The organism is Plantibacter sp. Leaf1 (genome assembly GCF_001421315.1).
In the GTDB taxonomy this organism is placed as follows: Bacteria; Actinomycetota; Actinomycetes; order Actinomycetales; family Microbacteriaceae; genus Plantibacter.
In genome coordinates this window covers 440,356-453,707 of the sequence record NZ_LMJX01000003.1, presented here as the reverse complement: position 1 = coordinate 453,707, position 13,352 = coordinate 440,356, and the positions used below count along the sequence as shown (strand labels likewise).

Below are 13,352 nucleotides of genomic sequence, written 5' to 3'. Positions count from 1 at the left end.
TCAGACGGCCGGATGATCGGGGTGACGACGCTCAATCATAGCCTCGGGCGCCGGCCGAGCAGTCGAGGGGAGCCCAGGTAGGCGGCGAGGACGAGCAGGATCCCGAGCACGGCGAGCACCTGGAAGGGGAACGCCGCCGTCGCCACGACGACCCCGAGGAGGCCGGTCGCGAGCGTCGCGACACTGACGACGGCCGCGGAACCGAGGTGCCCGAGGCCACCAGCGGCGAGACGCTGGTAGACGTGGCTGCGGTGCGCTTCGTGGAGCGGCTCCCCCAGACGCCAGCGCGCGATGATCGTCGTCCCGGTGTCCGCCACGTAGACGAGTACCGGTCCGATCAGCGCGATGAAGGACACCCCGCTGAAGGCCGCGTAGACGGCGACCGCGACGAGGGATCCACCGAGCAGGTAACTGCCGACGTCGCCGAGGAACATGCGTCGCTTCGCCAGGTTCCAGGGCAGGAATCCGAGGAACGCGGCCGCCACGACGAGACCGGCCGCGGTCACCCCCGGCAGCCCGGCCGCCGCGCCGAGGCCGGCGTAGAACCCGCCGACCACCGTGCCGTGCAACGAGGAGATGCCGTTCACGCCATCCATGAAGTTCGCGATGTTCGTATACGCGACGAGGGCGACGATGCCGAGGGGGATCCACCAGAACGACGCCGACATGGACACGACGAGCACCCACGTGGCGAGCAGCCCGAGGACCACCTGCAGGCCGAACCGGACCCGGACCGGGAGCCCGCGGACGTCCTCGACGGCACCGATCGCCGCGTTGAGCACCGAGATGCCGGCGACGATCCAGAGCGGCAGGCTCTGGAAGACCACGGCAGCCGTACCGAGGCCGACCGCGACGGCGATCGCCACGCCGATGCCGCCGCCACGGATGGTGGGCGTGACGTGCATCGAACGGTGGTTCGGAGTGTCGACGACCGAACGGTGGATGAGGATCGGGCGGATGACGAGTTGCGACAGCAGACTCACGACGAGCGCGACGACCCCCGCCAGCACGGCAGCGGTCATTGCACCAGGTGGTGCGTCTCGACGCAGTCCTCGGAGATCGCCTCTCGCCAGACCGCGATGTCGAGCATGGCCGGATCCAGCGGTTGGATGCGCGTGTGCGAGACCTTCGGGTGCTTCGAACGGTCGGCGATCTCATCGGTGTCGATGAGGACCTCGTGCAGCTTCTCGCCGTGGCGGAGTCCGGTGTACACGATCTCGACGTCCTTCCCGGACGCGGCGATCATGCGCTTCGCGACGTCGAGGATGCGGACCGGTCGCCCCATGTCGAGGATGAGGACCTCTCCCGGGTCGCCGATGGCGCCGGCCTGGATGACGAGCTTCGACGCCTCTGGGATCGTCATGAAGAACCGGGTGACGTCGGGGTGCGTGACCGTCACGGGCCCGCCGGCCTCGATCTGCGCGGTGAACGCGGGGATCGCGGAGCCGCGGCTCCCGATCACGTTGCCGAACCGCACGGACAGGTAGCGGGAGTCGGTCTCCTGTGCGCTCATCCAGGCGGTGAGCTTCTCGGCGATGCGCTTGCTGTACCCGAGGACGGTCGTGGGGTTCGCCGCCTTGTCGGTGGAGATGTTCACGAAGGTGCCGACGCCGACGGCCCTCGCGGCGTTCAACACGTTCAGCGTGCCGAGCACGTTGTTCTTCCACGCCTCGTCCGGATACTGCTCCAGCATGGGCGCGTGCTTCAGCGCCGCCGCGTGGAACACGACGTCCGGGCGGCGGTCCTCGAAGACCTCCAGGAGGGAGGGGAAGTCGCGGATGTCGGCGAGCACGACCTCCTTCGTGTCGAGCAGCCCGTGCCCGGAGATCGAGAGCTGGGTGGTGTGGAGACCCGTCTCGTCGCGGTCGAGGAGGACGAGCTCGGCCGGTCCGAACTGGTTGACCTGCCGTGCGATCTCCGAGCCGATCGACCCGCCAGCACCGGTGACGAGGACGCGCTTGCCCGTCAGGTACCCGGCGATGCTCTCCACCTGCAGGTCGACCGTGTTGCGGCCGATGAAGTCCTCGACGTTCAGGTCGCGGAGGCTCGGCGCGCTCTCGGCGGTGCCCGGCGCGAGCATGGTGTCGATGGGCGGGACCACCAGGACGCGGAGGCGGGCCTCGTCGGCCCGCTCGCTGACCTGGCGGATGAAGTCGTTGTCGACGTCCGCGATGCTGATGATGATCGCCTGCGCTCCGGTGCGCTTGACCGCCGCGACGAGGTCGGCGCCGGTGCCGACGACGGCCACGGAGGCGATCCGGAAGTTGCGTTTCGACGGGTCGTCGTCGATGACGCCGACGGGCAGGTACGGCGACTGCGGGTCGCGCATGAGGCGCGGGATGATCGACATGCCGAGCGCGCCGGCCCCGTAGACGAGGACCCGCTGCGCCTCGATCGGGCGGCTGCGGCTATCGACGAAGAGCCGCTTCACGTACCGGGTGATACCCATGAACACGATCGCGAACGGGAAGGCGATGACCGTGGTCGACCGCGGGACCCCCCAGGCGACACCGAACACGGCGTTGACGGCGACGAGGATCGCCGTGACGATCAGGGCGACGACGATCAGTTGTTTCGCCTCGTAGAAACTGCCGAAACTGTGGAGCCCGTGGTAGTAGCTCCACAGGTAGGCCACCACGAGCTGGGCGACCACCGCGATGACGCACAGGGCGACGGTGCCGACGAGGGCGACCCGCTCGTACTCGAGTTCGAAGCGGACCAGCTGGGCCACCACGATGGCGAGGACCCAGCACAGTGCGTCGAGGGCCGTCTTCGCCGCGAAGCGGGGTCCGGGCGCCTGTGTCCATCTACGGGGGGCGTCGGGGAGAGTGGGGGTCATAACCTGTCAATCCTACCGATCGTCGGCTTCGCGTTGGCTGCGGACGGGCTGCGCGTCGGCGGGGTCGCCTGGGCGTGCACGCTCCGCGGCGAGCGCCGCGATCGAGGCCCGGAGGCCGTCGTCGGTGGCCACCGGCATGCGGTCGCTGCCGAGCGCGGCGAGCAGACGGGCGCCGGAGACCCGGTAGTCCTGGGTGAGCTTGCCCAGGCGAGCGGTGTTGAGGGGCACCACAGGGACGCGGTCCCCCACGGCGGCTGCGAGTCGCACGAGTGCGGGTGGCAGCGCGAGGCGTCTGACCCGGCGACCGGTGACCTCGCTGATGAGGGTGACGAGGTGGCCCGTCGAGACGGGTTCGTCGTCCGCGACGAGGTAGACCCCGGTCGGCACCGCAGGCGTCTCGATGATGCTCCTGATCGCCCACGCGAGGTTCTGGATGGACACGAAGCTGCGCGCGTTGCGGAAGGCGTCGAGTGGGTACGGGATGCCTCGGGACAGCAGCCCGAACAGCAGGCGGAGGTTCCCCTTGTCCCCCGGGCCGTGGACCATCGTCGGGCGGAGGACGATCGTCCGACGCCCCGCCGGGGGGTCGACCGCGAGCAGCAGACGCTCGGCCGCAAGCTTGGACAGGCCGTACGGGGTCGTCGGGCGGGGTTCCGCCGACTCGTCCAGCACACCCTCCACGCTCGTCTCGTTCACCGCTGCGACACTGCTCAACTGGATGAACGTGGACGCGTTCGAGGCGAGGAACGCGACGTAGGCGCGCTCGGCGAGGTCCGTGTTGATACGGCGGTACACCTCGGGTCCGGCCGTGCCGTCGAGGTCGTGTGCTTTGCCGGCGAGGTGGACGACGGCGTCGATGCCGGCCGGGAAGGGCTCCCCCGTCCATCCGCGCAGGGAGAACGGCACGACCTCGTGGCCCGCGTCTTCGAGGACGGGGACGAGGTTCGTCCCGATGAAGCCGGTCGCACCGGTCACGAGTACGCGGCTCATCGGCCGAACCACCCCCACGTGCGGAAGTACACGAAGGCTCCCTGGATCGAGTACCACATGAGTTTCCGGTTGTGATGGGACCCCTTCGCGAAGTGATGGTGGATCGTCGCCCCCGGGTAGTACGCGGTGCGGGACACCTGGAGGAAGCGACGCGTCAGGTCGGCGTCCTCGATGTACATGAAGATGCGTTCGTCGAAGAAGCCGACGCGGTGCAGGGTCGAGGTGCGCAGGAACATGAAGCAGCCGGAGAGGTACGGGACGTCGAACATGGTCTTGTCGTAGTCGTGCGCCGGGTTCTCGTCGATGTCGCGGTACTCGTACCTGGCCATGCGCTTCGCGACCAGCGGCTTCAGCGGCCCGGGGAGGAATCGTCGGGCGAACAGGTCGAAGACGGAGGGGTTGCGCTTCACCAGGTACTGGAGCGACCCGTCCGGGTACAGCACCTTGGGCATGACATGGCCGACCTCGGGGTGCTCGAGCATGAACTCGTAGAGTTCCTCGATCGCCGACGGCTCGAAGTAGACGTCCGGGTTGACGACCATGTGGAACTTCGAGCGCCCGAGGACCTTGGCGATGGCGATGTTGTGGGCGGCGCCGAACCCCGGGTTCGACGGGTTGTGCAGGTACTCGATGCGCGGGTCGTCCGCGAGGTCGCGCAACTCGTCCGTCGGGGAGTTGTCCACGAGGTACAGCGTCTCGACGAGGGGGCTCCCGAGCGTCGAACGGATGGCCGCACGCAGTTTGTCGCGATCGTTCTGGTACATGACGATGCACCCGGTCACTGGACGGTCCACGGTCCACCCTCTCCGGCAGCGGGACGGCACCACCGAGACACGACGGACGTGGGCCCGGCGCGCGTCGTCAGTCTACGTGCTGCCCGGTCGTGGCCCGGGAGCCGCGGGCCGCATACTGGAGAGGTGCCAGAGCGTGTGTTCTTCTTCGACTGCGACAAGACCCTGTACGACTACGACTTCCGGAAGCGCCTCCCCGCGCTCGCCCGCCTGACGGGTGTCAGCCAGTACCGCCTGGCCAAGCAGTGGTGGGTCGGCGGCCACGAGGCGGCAGCCAACATCGGCGAATACCCGACGAGCGACGACTACTTGGCCGTGTTCGCCGAGGTGACCGGGTACCCGCTCTCCCTCGACGAGTGGCGGGAGGCGAGGGCGGCGGCCATGACGCCGGTCCCCGGTGCGCTCGCGACCCTCCGACGAGCCGCCTCCCTCGGGACCGTCTCGCTCCTGTCGAACAACCCGATCCCGTTCCGCGACTCCTTCGCACAGCTGGCACCGGAGGCGGCCGCCCTCCTCGGCGAGAACGACCTCGTGTCCGCCGTGCTCGGTGCCGAGAAACCCGAACCGCGGATCTACACGAGGGCCCTCAGCCGCTACGGCGTGGCGCCGGAGCGGGCGATTCTCATCGACGACTCCGCAGCGAACTGCGCGGGGGCCACCGCTGTCGGCATGCACGCCTTCCACCTCACGAAGGACGCTTCGGGCACGTTCGACATCGCGGGACTCGACGCGGCGGTCGACGCCTTCGTGGCCGCCACACCCTGACCCTGCCGCCCTTCGACAGGCTCAGGGACCGGAAGCGGCTCGGAGACCGGAAGCGGCTCAGGGACCGGAGGTCGCGAGAGCCGGGTCAGCGGATCGCGATGGTGGTGCGGTCGCGCGTGGTGAGGTCGCGGTGCGTCGCAGCGGCGTTCCAGCCGTCGGCCGTGAGGAGCTCGCGGATCGCCTGCCCCTGGAGTTCTCCGTGCTCGATGATGAGCGTGCCGCCGCGATGGAGCAGGCGCTTGGCCGTCGTGGAGACCTGTCGGACGACGTCGAGACCGTCCGGACCGCCGTACAGGGCGGCGGAGGGATCGTGGAACCGGACCTCCGGATCGCGCGGGATCGCATCGTCGGGGACGTACGGCGGGTTCGAGATCACGACGTCCACCATGCCGTCGAGCTCGTGGAAGGCGTCGGCCAGGTGCTCGAACACGACCGTCGCGTTGTCGGTGGCCGACTCGGCGAAGTTCTGCTTGGCCCAGATGAACGCCTCGACCGAGTTCTCGGTCGCGTAGATCGCGGCGTTCGGGACCTCGGTGGCCATGGCGAGCGCGATGGCGCCACTCCCGGTGCCGAGGTCGACGCCGATGGGACGCGGAATCGGGACGGCCCGGAGCGCGTCGATCGCGAACTGGACGACGGACTCCGTCTCGGGCCTCGGGACGAAGACGCCCGGGCCGACCGCGAGCTCCATGGAACGGAACGCCGCCCGCCCGGTGATGTGCTGCAACGGCTCGCGTGCCGCGCGACGTTCGACGAGCTCCGCGAACACCGTGCGCTCCTCGGCGTCGAGGACGCGGCCGGTGATGGCCGCGGCCTGGACGGCGCCACGGCCGAGTCCGAGCACGTGACCGAGCAGCAGCTCGGCGTCGACGTCGGGCGACGGGACCGCGGCCCGGGTGAGGATCTCGACGGCGTGCTGGCGCGCGAGGTCGACGGTCGCTGGGTGACCGCCGGACGGGCTGTCGGCGGGGACGGCGGGAGGTGTGCTGGGCATGAGCGAGGTCATCTGTGGGGTGGGCCTGGTCGGATGGGCCGCACCGAGCCTACCTCACAGCCTCGTCGTGGCCGTCGGCCGTCCGGCTCCACGTCACACAGGAGGAGCGCCGTCGCCCACGACGTAGGCTGAACCGACCCCGTACGAGGAAGAGGTACACCGTGGCAGGCACCGTCTACACCGACATCACGAAGGCCTACGGGCGCACCCCGCTCGTGCGTCTCAACCGGATCGCCGAGGGCGTCGGGGCGACCGTGCTCGCGAAGCTCGAGTTCTACAACCCGGGGTCGAGTGTGAAGGACCGCCTGGGCATCGCCCTCGTCGACGCGGCGGAAGCTTCCGGGCAGTTGCAGCCAGGCGGCACCATCGTCGAGTCGACGAGCGGCAACACCGGTATCGCCCTCGCCCTCGTCGGAGCGGCGCGCGGGTACCGGGTCATCCTCGCGATGCCCGCGTCCATGAGCAAGGAGCGCCGCATGCTCCTCCGGGCCTACGGGGCGGAGCTCGTCCTCACCGATCCCACGAAGGGCATGGCGAACGCCGTCCAGGAGGCGCAGCGCATCGTCGACGAGACGCCGGGCGCCGTCTGGGTCCGCCAGTTCGAGAACGAGGCCAACCCGGCCATCCACCGCCGCACGACCGCTCCGGAGATCTGGGAGGACACGGGCGGGACCGTCGACGCCTTCGTCGCCGGCATCGGCACGGGTGGGACGATCACCGGTGTCGGTCAGTGGCTCCGCGAACACAACCCCGACGTCCGGATCATCGCGGTGGAACCCTCCGACTCCCCGCTGCTGAGCGAGGGCCGAGCCGGCGGGCACAAGATCCAGGGCATCGGTCCGAACTTCGTCCCCGACATCCTCGACACGTCGCTGTTCAGCGAGGTCGTCCCGGTCGAGACCGACGTCGCTTACGCGACGGCGCGACGCCTCGCCACGGACGACGGCATCATCGGCGGGATGTCCGCGGGCGCCGCCGTCTGGGCGGCGCTCGAAGTGGGTCGCCGACCGGAGATGGCCGGCAAGACCATCGTGGTGATCATCCCCGACGCCGGCGAGCGCTACCTGTCGACGGCGATGTACGACGACCTCCGCGAGTAGGCTCGACCCATGGGAATGCTGTCGCGGGTCCGCGAGGACATCGGTGCGGCACGAGCCCACGATCCGGCAGCGCGCGGCAGCGTCGAGATCGCCCTCAGCTACGCCGGGCTGCACGCCGTGTGGGCACACCGGGTGAACCATCGTCTGTGGCGCCGCGGCTTCCGGAGCCTCGCCCGCTTCGGTTCGCAGTTCGCCCGATTCCTCACCGGGGTGGAGATCCACCCGGGCGCCCGCATCGGTCGGCGGTTCTTCATCGACCACGGCATGGGCGTCGTCATCGGCGAGACCGCCGAGATCGGCGACGACGTCATGATCTACCACGGCGTCACCCTCGGCGGGAAGAGCCGCGGATCCGGCAAACGGCACCCCACCATCGGCGACGGGGTCGCCGTCGGAGCGGGGGCGAAGATCCTCGGGCCGATCCGCATCGGAGCCGAGACCATCGTCGGCGCGAACGCGGTCGTCACCAAGGCCTGCCCACCGCGCAGCCTGCTGCTCGGTGTGCCGGCGGTCGAACGCCCGCGCGGCAGCGGGGCGCACGGCCTCGCGCTCCTCGACCCCGAGTACCACATCTGATCACGCCGAGCCGTCCGGCTCCTCCCCCGGCGCCCGACGCCTCACCGCGTCCCGCCGCACCCACGCACCTCGAGAGGGCACCATGAGTCTCATCCGTCTGCACGACGTCACCGTCCGCTTCGAGGAACGCCCCGTCCTGCGCGACGTCTTCTTCCGTCTTGAACCCGGCGACCGCGTCGGACTGATCGGACGGAACGGTTCCGGCAAGTCCACCCTCCTGAAGCTCGCCCTCGACCAGATCCAGCCGGACTCGGGCACCGTCACCGTCGAGGACGGCACACGGATCGGATACTTCTCGCAGTTCTCCGAACTCGACGGAAGCGCCACCATCACGGAGGTCCTCGAAGGACTGTTCGCCCACATCCACGCGATCGAGGCGGAGCTCGCGTCGATCGACGCCGCGATCGCCGCCGACCCGAACGACCTCGACGGGATGACGAAACTCATCGAACGGCAGGCCGAGCTCTTCGAGGAGATGGAGCGCCAGGACGGCTGGGATTACCAGCGCCACATCGACACCGCCCTCACCACACTCGGCTTCGACGCCGCACGCCGCGTGCTCCCCATCGACGCGCTCTCCGGTGGTTGGCGCAACCGCGCAGCGCTCGCGAAGATCCTCCTCGAGCGCCCGGACGTCCTGCTCCTCGACGAGCCGACGAACTTCCTCGACGTCGCAGGGGTCGAGTGGCTCGAATCCTGGTTCGGTTCGTTCCGTGGCGCGGCCATCGTCGTCTCGCACGACCGGACCTTCCTCGACGCCGTGGTCACCCGCATCGTCGAGGTGGAGAACTTCCACCTCCACGACTACCCCGGCAGCTTCGACGAGTACGTCGTGCAGAAACAGTTCCGGCTGAAGAGCCTCGAGGCCCAGTTCGTCCACGAGTCGGAGCTGCTCGCATTCGAGGCCGAGGGCATCTCGGACCGACGGGAGGCCGCGAAGGCCGCCGGCAAGAAGGACCTCTCCTCTCAGCTGGCGAAGATCAAGAAGGCCAGGCCACCGCGCCCCGTCGACGACATCATCACCGACATCTACGGCGGCCTGCACATCAAGGACACGCTGTGCCGGATCCAGGGGCTCACGAAGGCCTACGGCGAGCACACCCTCTTCGACGGCTTGGACCTCGAGATCGGCCGCCGCGAACGGATCGTCGTCCACGGACCCAACGGCGCAGGCAAGTCCACCTTCCTCCGCATCCTCGAGGGCGACGAACGCCCGGACGCCGGGCACGTCACCTGGACCGGCGGGGTCCGGTACGCCTCGTACAACCAGATGGTCGAGGACCTCGACCTCACCGACACCGTCGCGCACGCGGTCGGCGCCATGCCCGACAGCCTCGCGTTCGCCGCCACCAAGAAGTCCGTGAACCGCTTCCTCGGGATGTTCCAATTCTCGGACGCCGACCTCAAACAGAAGATCGGCATGCTCTCCGGCGGTCAGCGCGCCCGCGTGGCGATGGCCCAGTGCCTGCTCTCGGGAGCGTCGGTGCTCCTCCTCGACGAGCCGACGAACCACCTCGACCTCGCGAGCACCCAGGTGATGGAGCGCGCACTCGTGCACTTCCCCGGCGCGATCGTCGTGGTCAGCCACGACCGCTTCTTCGCCGACAAGGTCGCGACGAAGCGCCTGCGCATCGGCTGAGTGCCCGCCCTTCGACAGGCTCAGGGACCAGGGACCCGGGTGAACCGCCCTTCGACACGCTCAGGGACCAGGGACACGGATGAACCGCCCTGCTACAAGCTCAGTGAGCAGGGCGGTCCGAGGGGCCGGGGTGGTCAGTCCTGGTCGCCGATGTCGGCCAGACGGGCCTCTTCGTCCGCGGTGATCGCCGATTCGATGATGGGTCCGAGGGCGCCGTTCATGACCCCGTCGAGGTTGTACGCCTTGTACCCGGTCCGGTGGTCGGCGATCCGGTTCTCCGGGAAGTTGTACGTGCGGATGCGCTCGGAACGGTCCATCGTCCGGATCTGCGTCTTGCGCTTCGCGCTGTCGAGGGCGGCCTGCTCCTCCTGCTGGCGCGCGAGGATGCGGGCGCGCAGGACGCGCATGCCGGCCTCACGGTTCTGCAGCTGGCTCTTCTCGTTCTGCATGGACACGACGATGCCCGTCGGCAGGTGGGTGATGCGCACCGCGGAGTCGGTCGTGTTGACGGACTGTCCGCCCGGACCGCTCGAGCGGTAGACGTCGATCTTCAGGTCGTTCTGGCTGATCTCGACCTCCTCAGGCTCGTCGACCTCGGGGAAGACGAGGACACCGGTGGTGGAAGTGTGGATGCGGCCCTGGGACTCGGTCGCCGGGACGCGCTGCACACGGTGGACACCACCCTCGTACTTGAGGTGCGCCCAGACGCCCTGCGAGGGGTCGGTGGCGTTCGACTTGATCGCCACCTGGACGTCCTTGTAGCCGCCCAGATCGCTCTCGGTGCGCTCGAGGAGCTCCGTCTTCCACCCCTTGGACTCCGCGTAGTGCAGGTACATGCGGAGCAGGTCCGCCGCGAACAGCGCGCTCTCCGCACCGCCCTCGCCGCCCTTGATCTCCATGATGACGTCGCGACCGTCGTCGGGGTCGCGCGGGATGAGCAGGCGGCGCAGCTTCTCCTGGTTGGTCACGAGCAGCTCCTCGAGGACCGGCACCTCCTCGGCGAACGCCTCGTCCTCCTTGGCCAGCTCCCGAGCGGCGTCGAGGTCCTCCTGGGTCGACTGCCACGTGTGATAGGCCGCGATGATCTTCGACAGCTCGGCGTACCGGCGGTTGATCTTCTTCGACCTCGCGGGGTCGGCGTGCACCGCCGGGTCGGCGAGCTGATCCTGGAGATCCTTGTGCTCGGCGACGAGCGTCTCAACTGATTCGAACATCGTTCACTTCCTTCATCACCATCATGCGGCACCGGGGCGAAACAGGACCGACCCCATCCGTTCCCGGCGCCATGAGGGCTCCGGGTACGGATGGGGTCGGTCGGGACCGCTAGCGGTGGTTGTTCTCGTGTCCGTGGCTGTGCGAGGTCGGTGCGGGCATCGACTTCTGCATCTGGACGAGGAACTCCACGTTGGACGTGGTCTCCTTGAGCTTGCCGAGGACGACCTCGAGGGCCTGCTGCTGGTCGAGGCCGGCGAGGGCGCGACGCAGCTTCCAGGTGACCTTGACCTCGTCGGGGGCGAGCAGCATCTCCTCGCGGCGGGTCGAGGACGCGTTGACGTCCACGGCCGGGAAGATCCGCTTGTCGGCGAGCTGGCGCGAGAGACGGAGCTCCGAGTTGCCGGTGCCCTTGAACTCCTCGAAGATGACCTCGTCCATCTTGGACCCGGTCTCGACGAGCGCCGTCGCGAGGATGGTGAGCGAGCCACCGTTCTCGATGTTGCGCGCGGCACCGAAGAAGCGCTTCGGCGGGTACAGCGCCGCAGCGTCGACACCACCGGAGAGGATCCGGCCCGAGGCCGGAGCCGCCAGGTTGTAGGCACGGCCCAGACGCGTGATCGAGTCGAGCAGCACGACGACGTCGTGACCGAGCTCCACGAGACGCTTGGCGCGCTCGATCGCCAGTTCGGCGACCGTGGTGTGGTCCTCCGCCGGGCGGTCGAACGTGGAGGCGATGACCTCGCCCTTCACCGTGCGCTGCATGTCGGTGACCTCTTCAGGCCGCTCGTCGACGAGCACGACCATGAGGTGGACCTCAGGGTTGTTGATCGAGATGGCGTTGGCGATCTGCTGCAGCACGATCGTCTTGCCGGCCTTCGGCGGCGCGACGATGAGGCCACGCTGACCCTTCCCGATCGGGGCTACGAGGTCGATGATGCGCTGCGTGAGCTTGTTCTGCTCCGTCTCGAGGCGGAGGCGCTCCTGCGGGTACAGCGGCGTCAGCTTGCCGAACTCCACCCGCGTGCCGGCCTCGTCGACGGACAGACCGTTGACCGAGTCGACCTTGACGATGGCGTTGTACTTCTGACGGCTGCTGCTGTCGTTGTCGCGCGGCTGGCGGATGGCACCGACCACGGCGTCGCCCTTGCGCAGGTGGTACTTCTTCACCTGGCCGAGGGAGACGTAGACGTCGTTCGTGCCGGGCAGGTAGCCGGAGGTGCGCACGAAGGCGTAGTTGTCGAGCACGTCGAGGATGCCGGCGACCGGGATGAGGACGTCGTCCTCGGAGATCTCGGGCTCGACGTCGTCGTTCTGCACGGACCCACGACGCTTGCGGTCGCGGTAGCGGCTGCGTCCACCGCGTCCTTCGGCGTCGTCGCCCTGAGCACCCTGGTTGCCCTGGTTGCCGCGGTTCTGACCGGGCTGCTCCTGCTTCGCTTCGGCCTTCTGACCGGCGTCGGCGTTCTGGTTGCCGGCGTTCTGGCCACCGTTGTTCTGGCCACCGTTGTTCTGGTTGCGGCCTCGGCCACGACCGCGGCGTCCGCCGGAGGACTGACCGTCCTGCTGCTCGGCGTCCTGGTTCTGGGACTCGTCGGCATCCGTGCCTGCGGCGTCGTCGTCGGCGGCGTCCTGCTCGGGAGCGTTCTGGGCGGCGCGGTTCTGCTCGCCGCCACCCTGCTCGGCGGCGCTCTGCTCGGCGTCGTCCGTGTTGCGGTCGCGATCGCGGCCACGGCCACGGCGGTTGCCGCGAGAACGCCTCGGGGTCTGCTCGGGCGTCGCCTCGTCGGCGTCGGTGGACTCGGAGGTTCCTGCGGAACGGTCGTCGCGCGACTCGGCGGCGTCGGCCTCGACGGGAGCGGAGAGCTGCGAGCCGTCGGACTCGGCCGGCGCTGCCGGCTCGGCCGGGGCGGTTGCGGCGGGCGCCTGAGCGACCGGCTCCTGCACTGCGGGTGCCTCGACGACGGGCGCGCCGACGATCGGGGCGGCGTTCGGCGCGACGGTGGCGGTCGTGGCACGACGCGACTTGCGTCGCGCCGGCGGAGCCGCCTTCTCGGCGCCGAAGGCCTGGTCGAGCGCGAGGTCGAGCTCGGGCAGCTTGGACTGCACCGGCGCCTCGGGGGCGACCTCGAGCGCGGAGACCGACTCGATGACGTCGGACGTCTCGGTGGTCGCCGCGGCGGTGTCGGTGCTGTTCTGGATAGTCTGGATGGCTTCGACCAGTTCGCCCTTGCGGAGCTTCGAGGCTCCGGCCACTCCGAGAGCGGCGGCGAGACGCTGGAGGTCGGCGACCTTCAGTGTCTTCGGGTCGGCATCCAGCGAGACGCCGGAGGCGCCTTCGTTGACGTCTGTCACGTGTGTCTTCCTTCCCTTGCGTCGAGACAGAGCTGTCTCGCGCAGGCGGCGATCGCACCGGAATCCTGTGCGGCGGGTGGGTGATGTTCAC

General features: G+C 69.1%; 11 protein-coding genes. 4 read left to right on the top strand and 7 right to left on the bottom strand.

What is annotated here, in order from left to right:
- Window positions 1-35 precede the first annotated feature (35 nt).
- Genes ASE44_RS15930 through ASE44_RS15915 form a run of 4 tightly spaced genes read right to left on the bottom strand, consistent with a single transcriptional unit; the run spans window position 36 to window position 4,623 of the window.
- Entirely contained in the window at window positions 36-1,022 is a 987-nt protein-coding gene (locus tag ASE44_RS15930; RefSeq protein WP_056781809.1) for a glycosyltransferase family 4 protein, read from the bottom strand.
- Window positions 1,019-2,839 (bottom strand): nucleoside-diphosphate sugar epimerase/dehydratase, encoded by a 1,821-nt coding sequence (locus ASE44_RS15925; RefSeq protein ID WP_056781806.1) that lies wholly within the window; start codon window positions 2,837-2,839, stop codon window positions 1,019-1,021. Before ASE44_RS15925 ends, ASE44_RS15930 begins: the two co-directional genes overlap by 4 nt.
- A 12-nt stretch (window positions 2,840-2,851) precedes the next feature.
- Complete coding sequence (locus tag ASE44_RS15920; RefSeq protein WP_056781805.1) at window positions 2,852-3,829, bottom strand: NAD-dependent epimerase/dehydratase family protein; 978 nt, start codon at window positions 3,827-3,829, stop codon at window positions 2,852-2,854.
- On the bottom strand, window positions 3,826-4,623 hold the full coding sequence (locus ASE44_RS15915) for a glycosyltransferase family 2 protein (RefSeq protein WP_157580028.1): 798 nt from the start codon (window positions 4,621-4,623) through the stop codon (window positions 3,826-3,828). The genes ASE44_RS15920 and ASE44_RS15915 overlap by 4 nt, the downstream gene beginning before the upstream one ends.
- Before the next feature lie 123 nt (window positions 4,624-4,746).
- Here ASE44_RS15915 and ASE44_RS15910 point away from each other — a divergent pair, with 123 nt between their 5' ends.
- Window positions 4,747-5,385: an HAD-IA family hydrolase gene (locus ASE44_RS15910; protein ID WP_235522665.1), complete on the top strand. Its 639-nt coding sequence runs from the start codon at window positions 4,747-4,749 to the stop codon at window positions 5,383-5,385.
- An 85-nt stretch (window positions 5,386-5,470) separates the two neighbouring features.
- Here the strand turns inward: ASE44_RS15910 and prmC are convergent, their stop codons facing one another.
- Window positions 5,471-6,379, bottom strand: a complete 909-nt coding sequence (gene prmC, locus ASE44_RS15905; RefSeq protein ID WP_056013403.1) for a peptide chain release factor N(5)-glutamine methyltransferase — start codon at window positions 6,377-6,379, stop codon at window positions 5,471-5,473.
- A 161-nt stretch (window positions 6,380-6,540) separates the two neighbouring features.
- Between prmC and cysK the strand changes: the two genes are divergently transcribed.
- From cysK to ASE44_RS15890, 3 genes are all read left to right on the top strand, one after another.
- Entirely contained in the window at window positions 6,541-7,479 is a 939-nt protein-coding gene (cysK, locus tag ASE44_RS15900; protein ID WP_056781801.1) for a cysteine synthase A, read from the top strand.
- Window positions 7,480-7,488: 9 nt separating this feature from the next.
- Window positions 7,489-8,055 carry a serine O-acetyltransferase EpsC gene (gene epsC / locus ASE44_RS15895; protein WP_056781800.1) on the top strand — a complete coding sequence of 189 codons (567 nt, stop codon included), beginning with the start codon at window positions 7,489-7,491 and terminating at the stop codon, window positions 8,053-8,055.
- A gap of 82 nt (window positions 8,056-8,137) precedes the next feature.
- Complete coding sequence (locus ASE44_RS15890) at window positions 8,138-9,694, top strand: ABC-F family ATP-binding cassette domain-containing protein (protein WP_056781799.1); 1,557 nt, start codon at window positions 8,138-8,140, stop codon at window positions 9,692-9,694.
- A 134-nt stretch (window positions 9,695-9,828) separates the two neighbouring features.
- Here ASE44_RS15890 and prfA read toward each other — a convergent pair whose 3' ends face one another.
- Together prfA and rho are read right to left on the bottom strand one after the other, a co-directional pair.
- Window positions 9,829-10,908 carry a peptide chain release factor 1 gene (gene prfA, locus ASE44_RS15885; protein ID WP_056012468.1) on the bottom strand — a complete coding sequence of 360 codons (1,080 nt, stop codon included), beginning with the start codon at window positions 10,906-10,908 and terminating at the stop codon, window positions 9,829-9,831.
- A 109-nt stretch (window positions 10,909-11,017) separates the two neighbouring features.
- Complete coding sequence (rho, locus tag ASE44_RS15880) at window positions 11,018-13,261, bottom strand: transcription termination factor Rho (RefSeq protein WP_056781797.1); 2,244 nt, start codon at window positions 13,259-13,261, stop codon at window positions 11,018-11,020.
- Window positions 13,262-13,352 lie beyond the last annotated feature (91 nt).